Source organism: Rhizobium sp. RU36D, from assembly GCF_900176345.1.
Taxonomy (GTDB): domain Bacteria; phylum Pseudomonadota; class Alphaproteobacteria; order Rhizobiales; family Rhizobiaceae; genus Allorhizobium.
The window spans coordinates 270,373-283,103 of the sequence record NZ_FWXU01000004.1 but is presented as its reverse complement, the minus strand read 5'-3'; the positions used below and the strand labels follow the sequence as shown (position 1 = coordinate 283,103).

13 protein-coding genes are annotated in these 12,731 nt (G+C 60.3%); 12 read left to right on the top strand and 1 reads right to left on the bottom strand.

The window, feature by feature from the left end; all coding sequences use genetic code 11:
- Position 1: 1 nt before the first annotated feature.
- Positions 2-1,837 carry a methyl-accepting chemotaxis protein gene (locus tag B9A97_RS07555; protein ID WP_084364415.1) on the bottom strand — a complete coding sequence of 612 codons (1,836 nt, stop codon included), beginning with the start codon at positions 1,835-1,837 and terminating at the stop codon, positions 2-4.
- A 252-nt stretch (positions 1,838-2,089) separates the two neighbouring features.
- Here B9A97_RS07555 and eno point away from each other — a divergent pair, with 252 nt between their 5' ends.
- From eno to B9A97_RS07495, 12 genes are all read left to right on the top strand, one after another.
- On the top strand, positions 2,090-3,364 hold the full coding sequence (eno, locus tag B9A97_RS07550) for a phosphopyruvate hydratase (RefSeq protein ID WP_084364414.1): 1,275 nt from the start codon (positions 2,090-2,092) through the stop codon (positions 3,362-3,364).
- Between the two features lie 148 nt (positions 3,365-3,512).
- On the top strand, positions 3,513-3,833 hold the full coding sequence (locus tag B9A97_RS07545) for an FtsB family cell division protein (protein WP_084364413.1): 321 nt from the start codon (positions 3,513-3,515) through the stop codon (positions 3,831-3,833).
- Positions 3,834-3,979: 146 nt separating this feature from the next.
- Positions 3,980-5,032 carry a pyruvate dehydrogenase (acetyl-transferring) E1 component subunit alpha gene (gene pdhA / locus B9A97_RS07540; RefSeq protein ID WP_084364412.1) on the top strand — a complete coding sequence of 351 codons (1,053 nt, stop codon included), beginning with the start codon at positions 3,980-3,982 and terminating at the stop codon, positions 5,030-5,032.
- An 18-nt stretch (positions 5,033-5,050) separates the two neighbouring features.
- Positions 5,051-6,451, top strand: coding sequence for a pyruvate dehydrogenase complex E1 component subunit beta (locus B9A97_RS07535; protein WP_084364411.1), 1,401 nt, complete (start codon positions 5,051-5,053; stop codon positions 6,449-6,451).
- 15 nt (positions 6,452-6,466) lie between these two features.
- Positions 6,467-7,825, top strand: a complete 1,359-nt coding sequence (locus B9A97_RS07530) for a pyruvate dehydrogenase complex dihydrolipoamide acetyltransferase (RefSeq protein WP_084364410.1) — start codon at positions 6,467-6,469, stop codon at positions 7,823-7,825.
- 15 nt (positions 7,826-7,840) lie between these two features.
- Positions 7,841-8,479, top strand: a complete 639-nt coding sequence (locus B9A97_RS07525) for an SGNH/GDSL hydrolase family protein (protein ID WP_084364409.1) — start codon at positions 7,841-7,843, stop codon at positions 8,477-8,479.
- An 85-nt stretch (positions 8,480-8,564) separates the two neighbouring features.
- Positions 8,565-8,804: a YdcH family protein gene (locus B9A97_RS07520; protein WP_084364408.1), complete on the top strand. Its 240-nt coding sequence runs from the start codon at positions 8,565-8,567 to the stop codon at positions 8,802-8,804.
- A 75-nt stretch (positions 8,805-8,879) separates the two neighbouring features.
- Positions 8,880-10,325, top strand: a complete 1,446-nt coding sequence (lpdA, locus tag B9A97_RS07515; protein WP_084364407.1) for a dihydrolipoyl dehydrogenase — start codon at positions 8,880-8,882, stop codon at positions 10,323-10,325.
- A gap of 64 nt (positions 10,326-10,389) precedes the next feature.
- Positions 10,390-10,644 (top strand): GlsB/YeaQ/YmgE family stress response membrane protein, encoded by a 255-nt coding sequence (locus tag B9A97_RS07510; RefSeq protein ID WP_084364406.1) that lies wholly within the window; start codon positions 10,390-10,392, stop codon positions 10,642-10,644.
- A 37-nt stretch (positions 10,645-10,681) separates the two neighbouring features.
- The gene (gene lipA, locus B9A97_RS07505; protein WP_084364405.1) at positions 10,682-11,653 is read left to right on the top strand and encodes a lipoyl synthase; all 972 of its coding nucleotides are present in this window, start codon (positions 10,682-10,684) and stop codon (positions 11,651-11,653) included.
- Between the two features lie 37 nt (positions 11,654-11,690).
- Positions 11,691-12,269, top strand: coding sequence for a P-loop NTPase family protein (locus B9A97_RS07500; protein WP_084364404.1), 579 nt, complete (start codon positions 11,691-11,693; stop codon positions 12,267-12,269).
- 9 nt (positions 12,270-12,278) lie between these two features.
- Positions 12,279-12,725, top strand: coding sequence for a type II toxin-antitoxin system RatA family toxin (locus B9A97_RS07495; RefSeq protein WP_084364403.1), 447 nt, complete (start codon positions 12,279-12,281; stop codon positions 12,723-12,725).
- Positions 12,726-12,731 lie beyond the last annotated feature (6 nt).

Genomic DNA, 12,731 nt, shown 5'->3' with positions numbered 1-12,731 from the left:
ATCAGGAAGCCTGACGGTATTCGGGCGCGGGCGTGTGGATCCGCGCTGATGATCGTCCGGTGAGTACGAAGCGAACGAGCATGCGTCCGAGGTTCTCTGCTTCCCCGTTCAACTCGCGACAGGCTGCGTTTGCTTCTTCCGCCATGGCAGCGTTCTGCTGCGTGACCTGGTCCATCCGGTTGACCGCCTCGTTGACCTCGGCAAGCGCGCCAGATTGTTCTGCCGCCGACATTTCGATGGCATGGATCAGCTTGTGTACTTGTTGAACCTGCTGGTCTATCGTCGTTAGGGCATCGCCGGTACGGTTGACCAGCGAAACGCCGGCTCCCACTTGTGTCGAGGAAGCATCCACCAGCGCTTTGATTTCCTTTGCGGCACTGGCTGATCGTCCGGCCAGTTCACGTACTTCCTGCGCGACCACGGCAAACCCCTTGCCGCTTTCCCCGGCACGCGCCGCCTCGACCCCGGCGTTGAGAGCCAGAAGATTGGTTTGGAATGCGATGTCGTCGATCACCGAGATGATCTGGCCGATCTGGGCCGAGGACTCCTGGATCTTCGCCATCGCCATGACAGCGTCGCGGACAACAGCTGCCGAGACTTCTGCACTTTCTTTCGTCCGCGTCATCATCGCGTTGGCTTCGCGCGCCCGCTCGGCAGAAGTCCGAACCGTCGCGGTGATCTCGTCGAGAGCAGATGCCGCCTCTTCGAGCATGGCCGCCTGCGTTTCGGTCCGTTTTGCAAGGTCGTCGGTGCCGCTGGCAATGTTGTCCGTGCCAGAACGCACGCTACCAACCGTTCCGGATATCTCAGCCATGGTTTGTGCCAGGGATCGGATGCTCGAATTGAACTCGACCCTGAGCTTTTCGTAATCCGGGGCGAAGGGATCAGCGATTTCTGCAGTAAGATCGCCCGCCGCAAGCCGTTCCAGCCCCTTACTGATGCTGTCGATAACGCGTGCACGCTGCTGGTCCTCGGCCGCCCGCGCCTCCATCTCGGCGCGTTCGCGCTCGATTGTCAAAGTCTGCGCGGCTTCCTGACGCTCACGGATTGCCTTGCGTTCCATCGCGGCCGAACGGAAGACCTGGACCGAGGAGGCCATCTGGCCGATTTCGTCGCTTCGGTCTACGTAGGGGACGGGTTTTGAGTAATCTCCACGGGCGAGGTTGCTCATATAGGCTTTCATCGCGTTCAGCGGCGTGACAGCACGGCGGCGAAGCACCAAGAGACCACCCACCAGAATGATGCCCAACAGTCCCGCCAAGGCGCCTGAAATCAGGGTCAACCGCTCGGATTTGGTCGCAGTATCCTGTTCGGCGTTGGCCAGGAAGGTATTTGCCTCGTTGACGAGGACGGTTACGGCATCGCGATGGGCTCTGTAGGCATCCATCATACTGTCGAGCGCCGCCATCTTGACGTCCGGATCACTCGATTGCACGGCACCCGCATATTGGGTCTCGATCATCACCCATAGTCGATCGGCAGTCTCGATGGCATTCTTCTTGAGGCTCCCCCGCAGCGCAGGCGCCAGATTGGATGCATCCCAGAAGTCGCGACGTTGGTCGTAGGAGGCCTTCAGGGCGCGGATCTTTTCAAGGTTGGGTTGCGCCAGTTCTGAATGATAGGCGCCCTCGGTGGCCAGCAGATAAGCCTCGATAACAAAAAGTGGCGGCGGCAGGATATCGGCGATAAGGTCTTTGCCGTAAACGATCTGTTGGTAGGCTGGGCCGTTCACCTGTAACTCACGCAGCGTATACTGGTTGCTCCCTACTGCGAGGAAGATGCCGGCGCCCACGACGCAGCCGAACAACGTAATGCTCTGCGATATGCTGATCTTCATATGTCCCCCAAACCAATGAAGCGCCGCGCATTTTGGCCGGCTGAATGTCTTTGCAGCCTACAAGGCGCAAGGTTACCAATGATTTAAAATAGATTAATCCAGTGCTACTAAATTTGAAGGTGCACGTACCCGGCAGCTGCTCTGCTCCCTGCCGGCTCTGCCACTTTCATGAAGCTGCCATTGTATTTTCTGTCCCTTGGATTATGAGAGGGCGGTGAAGGTTCCAATCGTTCAAGCCATCAGGAAGCGAACATGACTGCCATTACCGACATTATCGGCCGCGAAATTCTCGACAGCCGCGGCAATCCGACCGTTGAGGTTGATGTCTATCTCGAAGACGGCAGCATGGGCCGCGCGGCGGTTCCCTCGGGCGCTTCGACGGGTGCGCATGAGGCCGTTGAATTGCGTGATGGCGGCAAGCGCTATCTGGGCAAGGGCGTCGAAAAGGCCGTCGAAGCCGTGAACACCGAGATCTTCGATGCGATCGGCGGGCTCGAAGCCGAAAACCAGATCCAGATCGACCAGATCATGATCGAGCTTGACGGCACGGCGAACAAGTCACGGCTCGGCGCCAATGCCATCCTCGGCGTCTCGCTGGCCGTGGCCAAGGCTGCTGCTGAGGCTTCCGGCCTGCCGCTCTACCGCTATATCGGCGGCCCGAACGCCCATGTGCTGCCGGTTCCGATGATGAACATCATCAACGGCGGTGCACATGCCGACAATCCGATCGATTTCCAGGAATTCATGATCGTGCCGGTCGGCGCCGACACCATCCGCGACGCCGTGCGCATGGGTTCGGAAGTGTTCCACACGCTGAAGAAGCAGCTTGCGGCCGATGGCCACAACACCAATGTCGGCGATGAAGGCGGCTTTGCGCCGGGACTCGCATCGGCTCCTGCCGCACTCGACTTCATCATGAAGTCGATCGAGAAGGCCGGCTATCGTCCGGGCGAGGACATGCATATCGCGCTCGACTGCGCCTCGACCGAATTCTTCAAGGACGGCAAATACGTACTGGAAGGCGAGGGCCGCACGCTCGAGCCCGAAGCTATGGCCGATTACCTAGCCGAGCTTGCCTCGAAATACCCGATCTTCTCGATCGAGGACGGCATGGCCGAAGACGATTGGGCCGGCTGGAAGTCGCTGACCGACAAGATCGGCAAGAAGGTTCAGTTGGTCGGCGACGATCTGTTCGTCACCAACTCGGCCCGCCTGCGTGATGGCATCAAGCAGGGTGTCGCCAACTCGATCCTGGTCAAGGTCAATCAGATCGGTTCGCTGTCGGAAACGCTCGATGCCGTTTCGACCGCCAACCGCGCAGCCTATACCGCCGTCATGTCGCATCGCTCGGGCGAAACCGAGGACTCGACGATTTCGGACCTCGCCGTTGCTACCAATTGCGGACAGATCAAGACCGGCTCGCTGGCCCGCTCCGACCGCACCGCGAAGTACAACCAGCTGATCCGCATCGAGGAGGGCCTTGGCCCGCAGGCGCGCTACGCCGGCACCTCGATCCTGCGCGCCTAAGTAGGCTCGCGCACAGAGATCTCTAGCCCGCCGCCGGGGAAACCTGGCGGCGGGCATTTTTTATGCGGGTGGGGCAAGGTCAACGCTTGGTTAAGCAATAGGCTCTAACTTGAGACATACAGTACTGCGTGTGAAGGCGATGCCCCTGATGTGGACCAGGCACCATAAAAAGCGAAAATTCGGCCGCTTCATTCTTCCCTCTTTGACCGTCGCCTTTCTCTCCTATTTCAGCTACCATTCCCTTGAGGGGGATTTCGGACTGAAGGCTGCGGAGGGATTCGAGCGCCAGAGATTCGAGCGGAGTGCGGAGTTGGCGCGGCTCGTGGCGCAGCGTGAAAAACTGGAAAAACAGGTTCAGTTGCTGAGCGATGGTTCTCTTGAGCGCGACATGCTCGATGAGAAGGCGCGCTATCAGCTCAATCTTTCGCGCCCTGACGAGATCGTCATTTTCAACACACAAACGAATTAACCGAAATCAGGTTAATGCCGTTTTCCTGTTAATTATCAGTTGATTAATAGGAATGTTAGCCATGCATAATTGGCATTGCGGGGTGGGCGTTTCTTGCTTATCCTGACGCCCGACGATTGACGAAGCGAACCCACGGGGAGGAACGAATGGCGCCGCGAAAATCCGCGTCTGTTGCCGGCCGCAAGACTTCAGCCAAACCTGCTGCTACAAAAAAAGATCTGACCGAAGGCTTGATCGCCGAGTTCGATCGCGAGTCCGAGCTTAAATCCTACCGCGAAATGCTGTTGATTCGGCGCTTCGAGGAAAAGGCCGGCCAGCTCTACGGCATGGGCTTCATCGGTGGCTTCTGTCACCTCTATATCGGCCAGGAAGCTGTCGTTGTCGGCATGCAGATGGCCCTCAAGGATGGCGACCAGGTCATCACAGGCTATCGCGACCACGGCCACATGCTGGCCTGCGGCATGAGTGCCCGCGGCGTTATGGCAGAACTGACCGGGCGTCGGGGCGGCTTGTCCAAGGGCAAGGGCGGCTCGATGCACATGTTCTCCAAGGAAAAGAATTTCTATGGCGGCCACGGCATCGTCGGTGCCCAGGTGTCGCTCGGCACGGGCCTTGCCTTCGCCAATCGCTATCGCGGCAATGACAATGTCTCCGTTGCCTATTTCGGCGACGGTGCGGCCAACCAGGGCCAGGTCTATGAAAGCTTCAACATGGCGCAGCTGTGGAAGCTTCCGGTGATCTACGTGATCGAGAACAACCGCTACGCCATGGGCACGGCCGTTAGCCGCGCCTCCGCCCAGACGAATTTCTCGCAGCGCGGTGTGTCCTTCAACATTCCCGGCCTTCAGGTTGACGGCATGGATGTGCGCGCCGTCAAGGCCGCAGCCGAGCAGGCCGTTGAGCATTGCCGCAGCGGCAAGGGCCCGATCATCCTGGAAATGCTGACCTATCGCTATCGTGGTCACTCCATGTCCGATCCGGCCAAGTATCGCTCCAAGGATGAAGTGCAGAAGATGCGTTCCGAGCACGACCCGATCGAGCAGGTGCGCGCACGGCTTCTCGAAAAGGGCTGGGCTTCCGAGGACGAGTTGAAGGCGATCGACAAGGATGTCCGCGATATCGTCGCCGACAGCGCCGATTTCGCCCAGGCCGATCCGGAGCCTGACGTATCCGAGCTCTACACCGATATCCTGCTTTGATTGGGGGAGGCGAAGCCAATGTCCATTGAAATTCTGATGCCGGCCCTTTCCCCGACGATGGAGGAGGGCACCCTCTCCAAATGGGTCAAGAAAGAAGGCGATACGGTCAAATCAGGCGATGTGATCGCCGAAATCGAAACCGATAAGGCGACGATGGAAGTCGAAGCCGTCGATGAGGGCGTGCTTGGCAAGCTGTTGATCGCCGCCGGCACTGAGAACGTGAAGGTCAATACGCCGATCGCGATCCTGCTGCAGGATGGCGAGAGCGCGTCCGACGTCAAGGCCGCCGCTCCGGCCGCACCTGCAGCCTCTGATGCTGCCGGTGGCAAGGCGCGCGAAGCAGCTGCCGAGCCCACCGCGACCAAGGATGCCGCCAGTGTTCCGGCTGCGCCCAAGGTCGAGGTTGCCTCCGATCCCGATATTCCTGCAGGCACCGAGATGGTGACGATGACGGTGCGTGAAGCGCTGCGCGAAGCCATGGCAGAGGAAATGCGGGCCAACTCCGATGTCTTCATCATGGGTGAGGAAGTCGCTGAATACCAGGGCGCTTACAAGATCACGCAGGGCCTTCTGCAGGAATTCGGCGCTGCTCGCGTTGTCGATACACCGATCACCGAACACGGCTTTGCCGGTATCGGTGTGGGTGCCGCCATGGCCGGCCTGCGGCCGATTGTTGAGTTCATGACCTTCAACTTCGCCATGCAGGCGATCGACCAGATCATCAACTCCGCTGCCAAGACGCTCTATATGTCCGGCGGCCAGATGGGAGCGCCAATCGTGTTCCGTGGCCCCAATGGCGCGGCTGCACGCGTTGCCGCCCAGCACAGCCAGGATTATGCGGCCTGGTACAGCCATATTCCGGGCCTCAAGGTTATCCAGCCGTATACGGCGGCTGATGCCAAGGGTCTGCTGAAGGCTGCTATCCGCGATCCGAACCCGATCATCTTCCTGGAAAACGAAATCCTCTACGGTCATTCATTCGAAGTGCCGAAGATGGACGATTTTGTGCTGCCGATCGGCAAGGCGCGCATCCACAAGACCGGCAAGGACGCGACCATCGTGTCCTGGGGCATCGGCATGACCTATTCGGTCAAGGCTGTCGATGAACTGGCCAAGCTCGGGATCGATGTCGAACTGATCGACCTGCGCACCATCCGGCCGATGGACCTGCCGACCGTGATCGAATCGGTCAAGAAGACCGGCCGCCTCGTAACGGTTGAAGAGGGCTATCCGCAGTCTTCCGTTGGCACGGAAATCGCCACGCGGGTCATGCAGCAGGCCTTCGATTATCTCGACGCGCCGATCCTGACGATTGCCGGCAAGGACGTTCCGATGCCCTACGCGGCGAACCTCGAAAAGCTGGCCCTGCCGAATGTCGGCGAAGTGGTCGAGGCGGTTAAAACCGTCTGCTACAAGTAACGGGAGGTCGTAGTCATGCCGATCAACATTACGATGCCGGCACTTTCCCCGACCATGGAAGAGGGCAATCTCTCCAAGTGGCTGGTCAAGGAAGGCGACAAGGTCAAGTCAGGCGATGTGATCGCCGAGATCGAGACCGACAAGGCGACGATGGAAGTCGAAGCCGTTGACGAAGGCACGGTTGCTAAGATCGTGGTGCCGGCAGGCACCGAAGCGGTCAAGGTCAATGCGCTGATCGCGATTCTCGCAGCTGACGGTGAGGACGTTTCCGCTGCCGCAAGCGGTGGCGGCGCGGCTGCGCCGGCCAAGGCCGAGGTAGCGCCCGCGAAATCCGAAGCCGCACCGGCCGCAGCAGCACCTGTTGCGGACAAGGCACCCGCGCCGTCTACGCCGGCTCCGGTTGCGAAATCCGGCGAGCGGGTCTTTGCCTCGCCGCTGGCGCGTCGTATCGCCAAGGACGCGGGTATCGACCTCTCGGCGGTGTCTGGTTCCGGCCCGCATGGTCGCGTGGTCAAGAGCGATATCGAAAAGGCCGTTGCCGGGGGTACGGGTAATGCTGCCCCGGCTCCGTCTGCTGCTCCCGCATCTGCCGCGGCTGCGCCAGCGCCTGCCATGGCCAAGGGTGCATCCGACGATGCCGTGCTGAAGCTCTTCCCCGAAGGCTCATACGAGCTGCTGCCGCATGACGGCATGCGCAAGACCATTGCTTCCCGCCTGACCGAGTCGAGCCAGACGGTACCGTCCTACTTCATCTCCATGGACTGCGAACTCGACGCGCTGATGAGGCTGCGTGCCGAGATCAATGCGTCGGCGCCCATGAAGAAGACCGACAAGGGCGAGGTTCCGGCCTTCAAGCTCTCCGTCAACGACTTTATTATCAAGGCGATGGCGCTGGCCCTGCGGGACGTGCCAATGGCCAATGCCTCCTGGACCTCGACTGCGCGTGTTCTGCACAAGCAGTCGGATGTCGGCGTGGCTGTTTCCATTCCGGACGGGCTGATCACCCCGATCGTGCGCAAGGCCGAGACCAAGACGCTGTCCACCATCTCCAACGAGGTGAAGGATATGGCGAAGCGCGCGCGCGACAAGAAGTTGAAGCCGGAGGAATACCAGGGCGGCACGACCTCCGTGTCGAACCTCGGCATGTTCGGCGTGTCCAACTTCACCTCGATCATCAACCTGCCGCAGGCCTCGATCGTCTCGATCGGCGCCGGTGTCGAAAAGCCCGTTGTCCGCAACGGCAAGATCGAGATCGGCACCGTGATGACGGCGACCTTCGCCTTCGACCATCGCGTGATCGACGGGGCGCTGGGTGCCGAACTGGCCTCGGCCTTCCAGCGGCATATCCAGAATCCGATGGGCATGCTGGTCTAACCGAGGGGCGGTCGCATGAAGTCCGTTCTAGCCTTCGGTGACAGCCTGACATGGGGATACGACCCGGTGAACCTGGGTCGTCATGCCTATGAGGATCGCTGGACGAGTGTATTGCAGAAGGCGCTCGGACACGGGGTCCGGGTGATTCCGGAAGGCCTGAACGGGCGCACCACGGCCTATGACGACCATCTCGCGGATTGCGAGCGCAACGGGGTCAAGCTGTTGCCGAGTGTGCTGGAAAGCCACAAGCCGCTCGACCTCGTGATCATCATGCTCGGGACCAACGACATGAAACGCGGGATCGCAGGCTCTGCGATCCTCGCCATGAGTGGCATGAAGCGACTGGTGCGGTTGGTGCGCAGTCACGACTGGGGTTTCGAGTTCGAGGGACCCGAAATCCTGATCGTGTCCCCGCCACCCGCCTGCGAAACGGCCAATGCCTTCTTCGCCGCGATGTTTCGCGGTGCTGTCGAGGAATCGGTCATGCTGGCCAGCATGTATCGCGATCTGGCGGATGAACTCGGCTGCGGCTTTTTCGATGCCGGCTCGGTTGCCAAGACCACGCCGCTCGACGGCATCCATCTGGATGCAGAGAATACCCGGGCGGTGGGACGCGGGCTGGAGCCGGTGGTGCGGATGATGCTCGGCCTTTGAAGGCCGGATTGTTGATTGAGATCAAGGAGAAGGGGCGTTCGCGGACTAGATTGACGATATCAACCGACCATAGAGGAGATATCGGATGTCGAACACGCCCCACGAACTGGCGCAGGAATTTCCCGAGCATCTGGACAAGATGCACGCTTTGAAGACCGGGGATGCCCGCTTCGCCAGGCTCTTTGACGAATACCACGATGTGAACCGGGCCATTCATCGTGCGGAAACGGATGTGGAGCCGGTTGGCGACGCGCATATGGAAAACATGCGCAAGCAGCGAATGGTTCTGAAGGACGAAATTTACGGGATGCTGACGCGGGCGTGACCCATCCGTCTCCATCCCGCCGGGACGGGTCCCCTTGACCGGGGACCTCAACCGACCAAGAGGAGATGAAGACCAGTGTCAAACGCATATGACGTCATCGTAATCGGTTCCGGGCCCGGCGGCTACATCGCCGCCATCAGGGCATCACAGCTTGGCATGAAGGTTGCCGTCGTCGAGCGCGAGCATCTGGCCGGCATCTGCTCCAACTGGGGCTGCATCCCCACCAAGGCGCTGCTGCGCTCGGCCGATGTGATGCACACCGCCACCCATGCCAAAGACTACGGCCTGACGCTGGAGGGCACCATCAAGCCCGACGTCAAGGCAATCGTCGCCCGCTCGCGCGGCATCGCGCACCGGATGAACAACGGCGTCGGCTTCCTGTTCAAGAAGAACAAGGTCGACATCATCTGGGGTGAAGCCAAAATCACCAAGCCGGGCGAGATCGTCGTCGGCAAGACCACCAAGAAGCCCGTCGAGCCAATGGGGCCTGTGCCGAAGAACACGCTGGGCGAGGGCACCTATACAGCCAAGCACATCATCGTCGCGACCGGTGCGCGTCCCCGTGCGCTGCCGGGCCTGGAGCCGGATGGCAAGCTGATCTGGACCTATTTCGAGGCAATGAAGCCCGAGGAAATGCCGAAGTCGCTGCTCGTCATGGGGTCGGGCGCCATCGGCATCGAATTCGCCTCCTTCTACCGCACCATGGGCGTCGATGTGACCGTCGTCGAGGTTATGAGTCAGGTGATGCCGGTCGAGGACGCGGAGATCTCGGCGCTCGCCAAGAAGCAGTTTGAAAAGCAGGGCATGAAGATCCTGCTGGAAGCCAAAGTCGCCAAGGTCGAAAAGGCTGCCAATTCCATCACCGCCCATGTCGAGAAGAAGGACGGCACGGTCGAGAAGATCACCGCCGACCGGATGATCTCGGCTGTCGGTGTCCAGGCCAATATCGAGGGCATCGGCCTGGAGAGCGTCGGCGTCAAGACCGATCGCGGCTTCATCGTCATCGATGGCTATGGCAAGACCAGCGTTCCCGGCATCTACGCGATCGGCGACGTCGCCGGTCCGCCGCTTCTGGCGCACAAGGCCGAGCATGAGGCCGTGATCTGCGTAGAGAAGATTGCCGGACTTCCGAACGTCCATCCGATGGACAAGGCCAAGATTCCTGGCTGCACCTATTGCCATCCGCAGGTCGCGTCGGTGGGCCTCACGGAAGCCAAGGCCAAGGCCGAAGGCCGCGACATCAGGGTCGGCCGCTTCTCGTTTGCGGCCAACGGCAAGGCCGTGGCGCTCGGCGAGGACCAGGGCCTGGTGAAGACCATCTTCGACAAGAAGACGGGCGAGCTGCTTGGAGCTCACATGGTTGGCGCCGAGGTGACCGAACTGATCCAGGGCTTCGTCGTCGCCATGAACCTTGAGACGACGGAAGAAGACCTGATCCACACGATCTTCCCGCATCCGACCATTTCGGAGTCGATGAAGGAAAGCGTGCTGGACGCCTATGGCCGGGTGCTCAACGCCTGAGCCGTTGTGAGAGCCAGTCCCGCGGCTTATATAGGCGTGCGGGACGTGTCGTGCGGAGATAAAGATGAGCGGATTTGAGATTGGCTGGTTCGTGACGATCGTGGTGGGCGGCCTTGCCGGCTGGCTGGCCGGCAAGTTCATGAACATGCGGTTCGGCATCGTCATGAACATCATCATCGGCATCGTTGGCGCGGTGATGGCGGCCGCGATCTTCCGTAGGCTCGGTATCGGCGTTGAAGGCGACTGGCTGGGCTATCTGATCACCAGTTTCATCGGCTCGTCCATTCTTCTCTTCGTCGTGAAGCTCGTACGGCGATAAACAGGTCGCGAGACGCGGCCCAATCGGATTAGGCATCATGGTAACGATCCTCGACAGGACCAATCTGGACGAAAAGCGTGTCCGCCACCCGGAAAAGGCGCACAAGCCCGACACCGAGGTGTTGCGCAAGCCGGAGTGGATTCGCGTCAAGGCTCCGACGTCGAAAGGCTATGCCGAAACACGCTCGATCGTGAAGGAGCACAAGCTCGTCACCGTCTGCGAGGAAGCCGGCTGCCCGAATATCGGCGAGTGCTGGGACAAGAAGCACGCCACCTTCATGATCATGGGCGAGATCTGTACCCGGGCCTGCGCCTTCTGCAACGTCGCGACCGGCAAGCCGAATGCGCTCGACATGGCAGAGCCCGAAAACGTGGCCAAGGCCGTGCGGGAAATGGGTCTCAGCCACGTAGTCATCACGTCGGTCGACCGCGACGATCTGGACGATGGTGGCGCGGAGCATTTCGAGAAGGTGATCTGGGCGATCCGTGCCGCTTCGCCTTCCACCACTATCGAGATCCTGACGCCCGACTTCCTGAAGAAGCCGGGCGCCCTGGAGCGGGTCGTTGCTGCCAAGCCCGACGTCTTCAACCACAATATGGAGACGGTACCTGGCAATTACCTGACGGTCCGTCCCGGCGCGCGCTACTTCCATTCGCTGCGGCTGCTGCAGCGGGTCAAGGAACTCGACCCAACCATGTTCACCAAGTCCGGCATCATGGTGGGCCTGGGCGAGGAGCGCAACGAAGTGCTGCAACTGATGGACGACCTGCGCACGGCGGATGTCGACTTTCTGACTATTGGCCAATATCTGCAGCCGACCCGCAAGCACCATAAGGTCGACCGCTTCGTCACACCTGACGAGTTCAAGTCCTACGAGACGGTCGCCTATGCCAAGGGCTTCCTGATGGTGTCGTCCAGCCCGCTCACACGCTCCTCACATCATGCCGGGGATGATTTTGCCCGGCTTAAGGCGGCGCGGGAGCGCAAGCTTTTCGTTCCGGCGTCATAGAGTTTTCGTCATCGCGGCGGTATGGGTGGCTTTTTTCATGGAGCCAGCCATGCCCTCCCATATTGATATCGCCACCGCTGGGGAAACGCTTCGCGAGGCGCGCCGAATCGTTGTGATCGGTTGTTCCGGTGGCGGGAAAAGTACCCTGGCGCAGAAGATCGCCGCGCATTTCAAATTGAAATACGTGTCCTTCGATCGTGATGTCATCTGGCTGCCAGGCTGGAAGGAACGCCCGGCGAGCGAGCGGCGGGAACTGATTGCCGAGGCGGTGAAGGGAGAACGGTGGATTACCGATGGCACCAGCACCTCGTCCTTCGACCTCAGACTGCCACGGGCTGATCTGGTGATCTGGGTGCGGATGCCGCGCTGGCTGTGTCTGTGGGGCGTGATCAGTCGTCGGTTCAAATATGCCAGACGCTCGCGACCCGATATGGCGCCGGGTTGTCCGGAACGGCTGGAATGGCAGTTCCTCCGATATATATGGACGTTCGAAGCCGTGCAGACACCGCGCATCATTGCCGGATTGGACAAACATGGGCCAGATGTGCCGGTTTTCGTGATGAAATCACGCAGGCAAGCCCGCAAACTCCTTGATCTTGCCGGCCTGCCTGCTTAAGTCCGGCCTATGCCGCAATTTGAAACCCGCCGCCCCGTCAAGCACTCTCCAGACCGGATGTACGACCTCGTTGCCGATGTCGAGCGCTATCCTGAATTCCTGCCGCTCTGCGAGGCGCTCAACGTGCGTTCGCGCAAGGAGCGCGATGGAAAGGTGCTGCTGGTGGCCGACATGACGGTCGGCTACAAGGCGATCCGCGAGACATTCACCACCCAGGTGCTGCTGAACGAGGCCGAACGGGTGATCGATGTTAAATACATCGAAGGGCCGTTCAAATATCTCGACAATCGCTGGCGTTTCGAACCGTCAGCCGACGGTGGCTGCTCGGTTCACTTCTTTATCGACTATGAGTTCAAGAGCCGCATCCTCGGCGCCCTCATGGGGTCGATGTTCGACCGCGCCTTCCGCATGTTTGCCGAAGCCTTCGAGGCTAGGGCCGACAAGGTTTATGGGTGAGCAGCC

Bases quoted from the DNA above. Each gene is read 5' to 3' on its own strand.
- B9A97_RS07555 (WP_084364415.1), bottom strand. From the start codon at position 1,837: ATGAAGATCAGCATATCGCAGAGCATTACGTTGTTCGGCTGCGTCGTG.
- eno (WP_084364414.1), top strand. From the start codon at position 2,090: ATGACTGCCATTACCGACATTATCGGCCGCGAAATTCTCGACAGCCGC.
- B9A97_RS07545 (WP_084364413.1), top strand. From the start codon at position 3,513: ATGTGGACCAGGCACCATAAAAAGCGAAAATTCGGCCGCTTCATTCTT.
- pdhA (WP_084364412.1), top strand. From the start codon at position 3,980: ATGGCGCCGCGAAAATCCGCGTCTGTTGCCGGCCGCAAGACTTCAGCC.
- B9A97_RS07535 (WP_084364411.1), top strand. From the start codon at position 5,051: ATGTCCATTGAAATTCTGATGCCGGCCCTTTCCCCGACGATGGAGGAG.
- B9A97_RS07530 (WP_084364410.1), top strand. From the start codon at position 6,467: ATGCCGATCAACATTACGATGCCGGCACTTTCCCCGACCATGGAAGAG.
- B9A97_RS07525 (WP_084364409.1), top strand. From the start codon at position 7,841: ATGAAGTCCGTTCTAGCCTTCGGTGACAGCCTGACATGGGGATACGAC.
- B9A97_RS07520 (WP_084364408.1), top strand. From the start codon at position 8,565: ATGTCGAACACGCCCCACGAACTGGCGCAGGAATTTCCCGAGCATCTG.
- B9A97_RS07510 (WP_084364406.1), top strand. From the start codon at position 10,390: ATGAGCGGATTTGAGATTGGCTGGTTCGTGACGATCGTGGTGGGCGGC.
- lipA (WP_084364405.1), top strand. From the start codon at position 10,682: ATGGTAACGATCCTCGACAGGACCAATCTGGACGAAAAGCGTGTCCGC.
- B9A97_RS07500 (WP_084364404.1), top strand. From the start codon at position 11,691: ATGGAGCCAGCCATGCCCTCCCATATTGATATCGCCACCGCTGGGGAA.
- B9A97_RS07495 (WP_084364403.1), top strand. From the start codon at position 12,279: ATGCCGCAATTTGAAACCCGCCGCCCCGTCAAGCACTCTCCAGACCGG.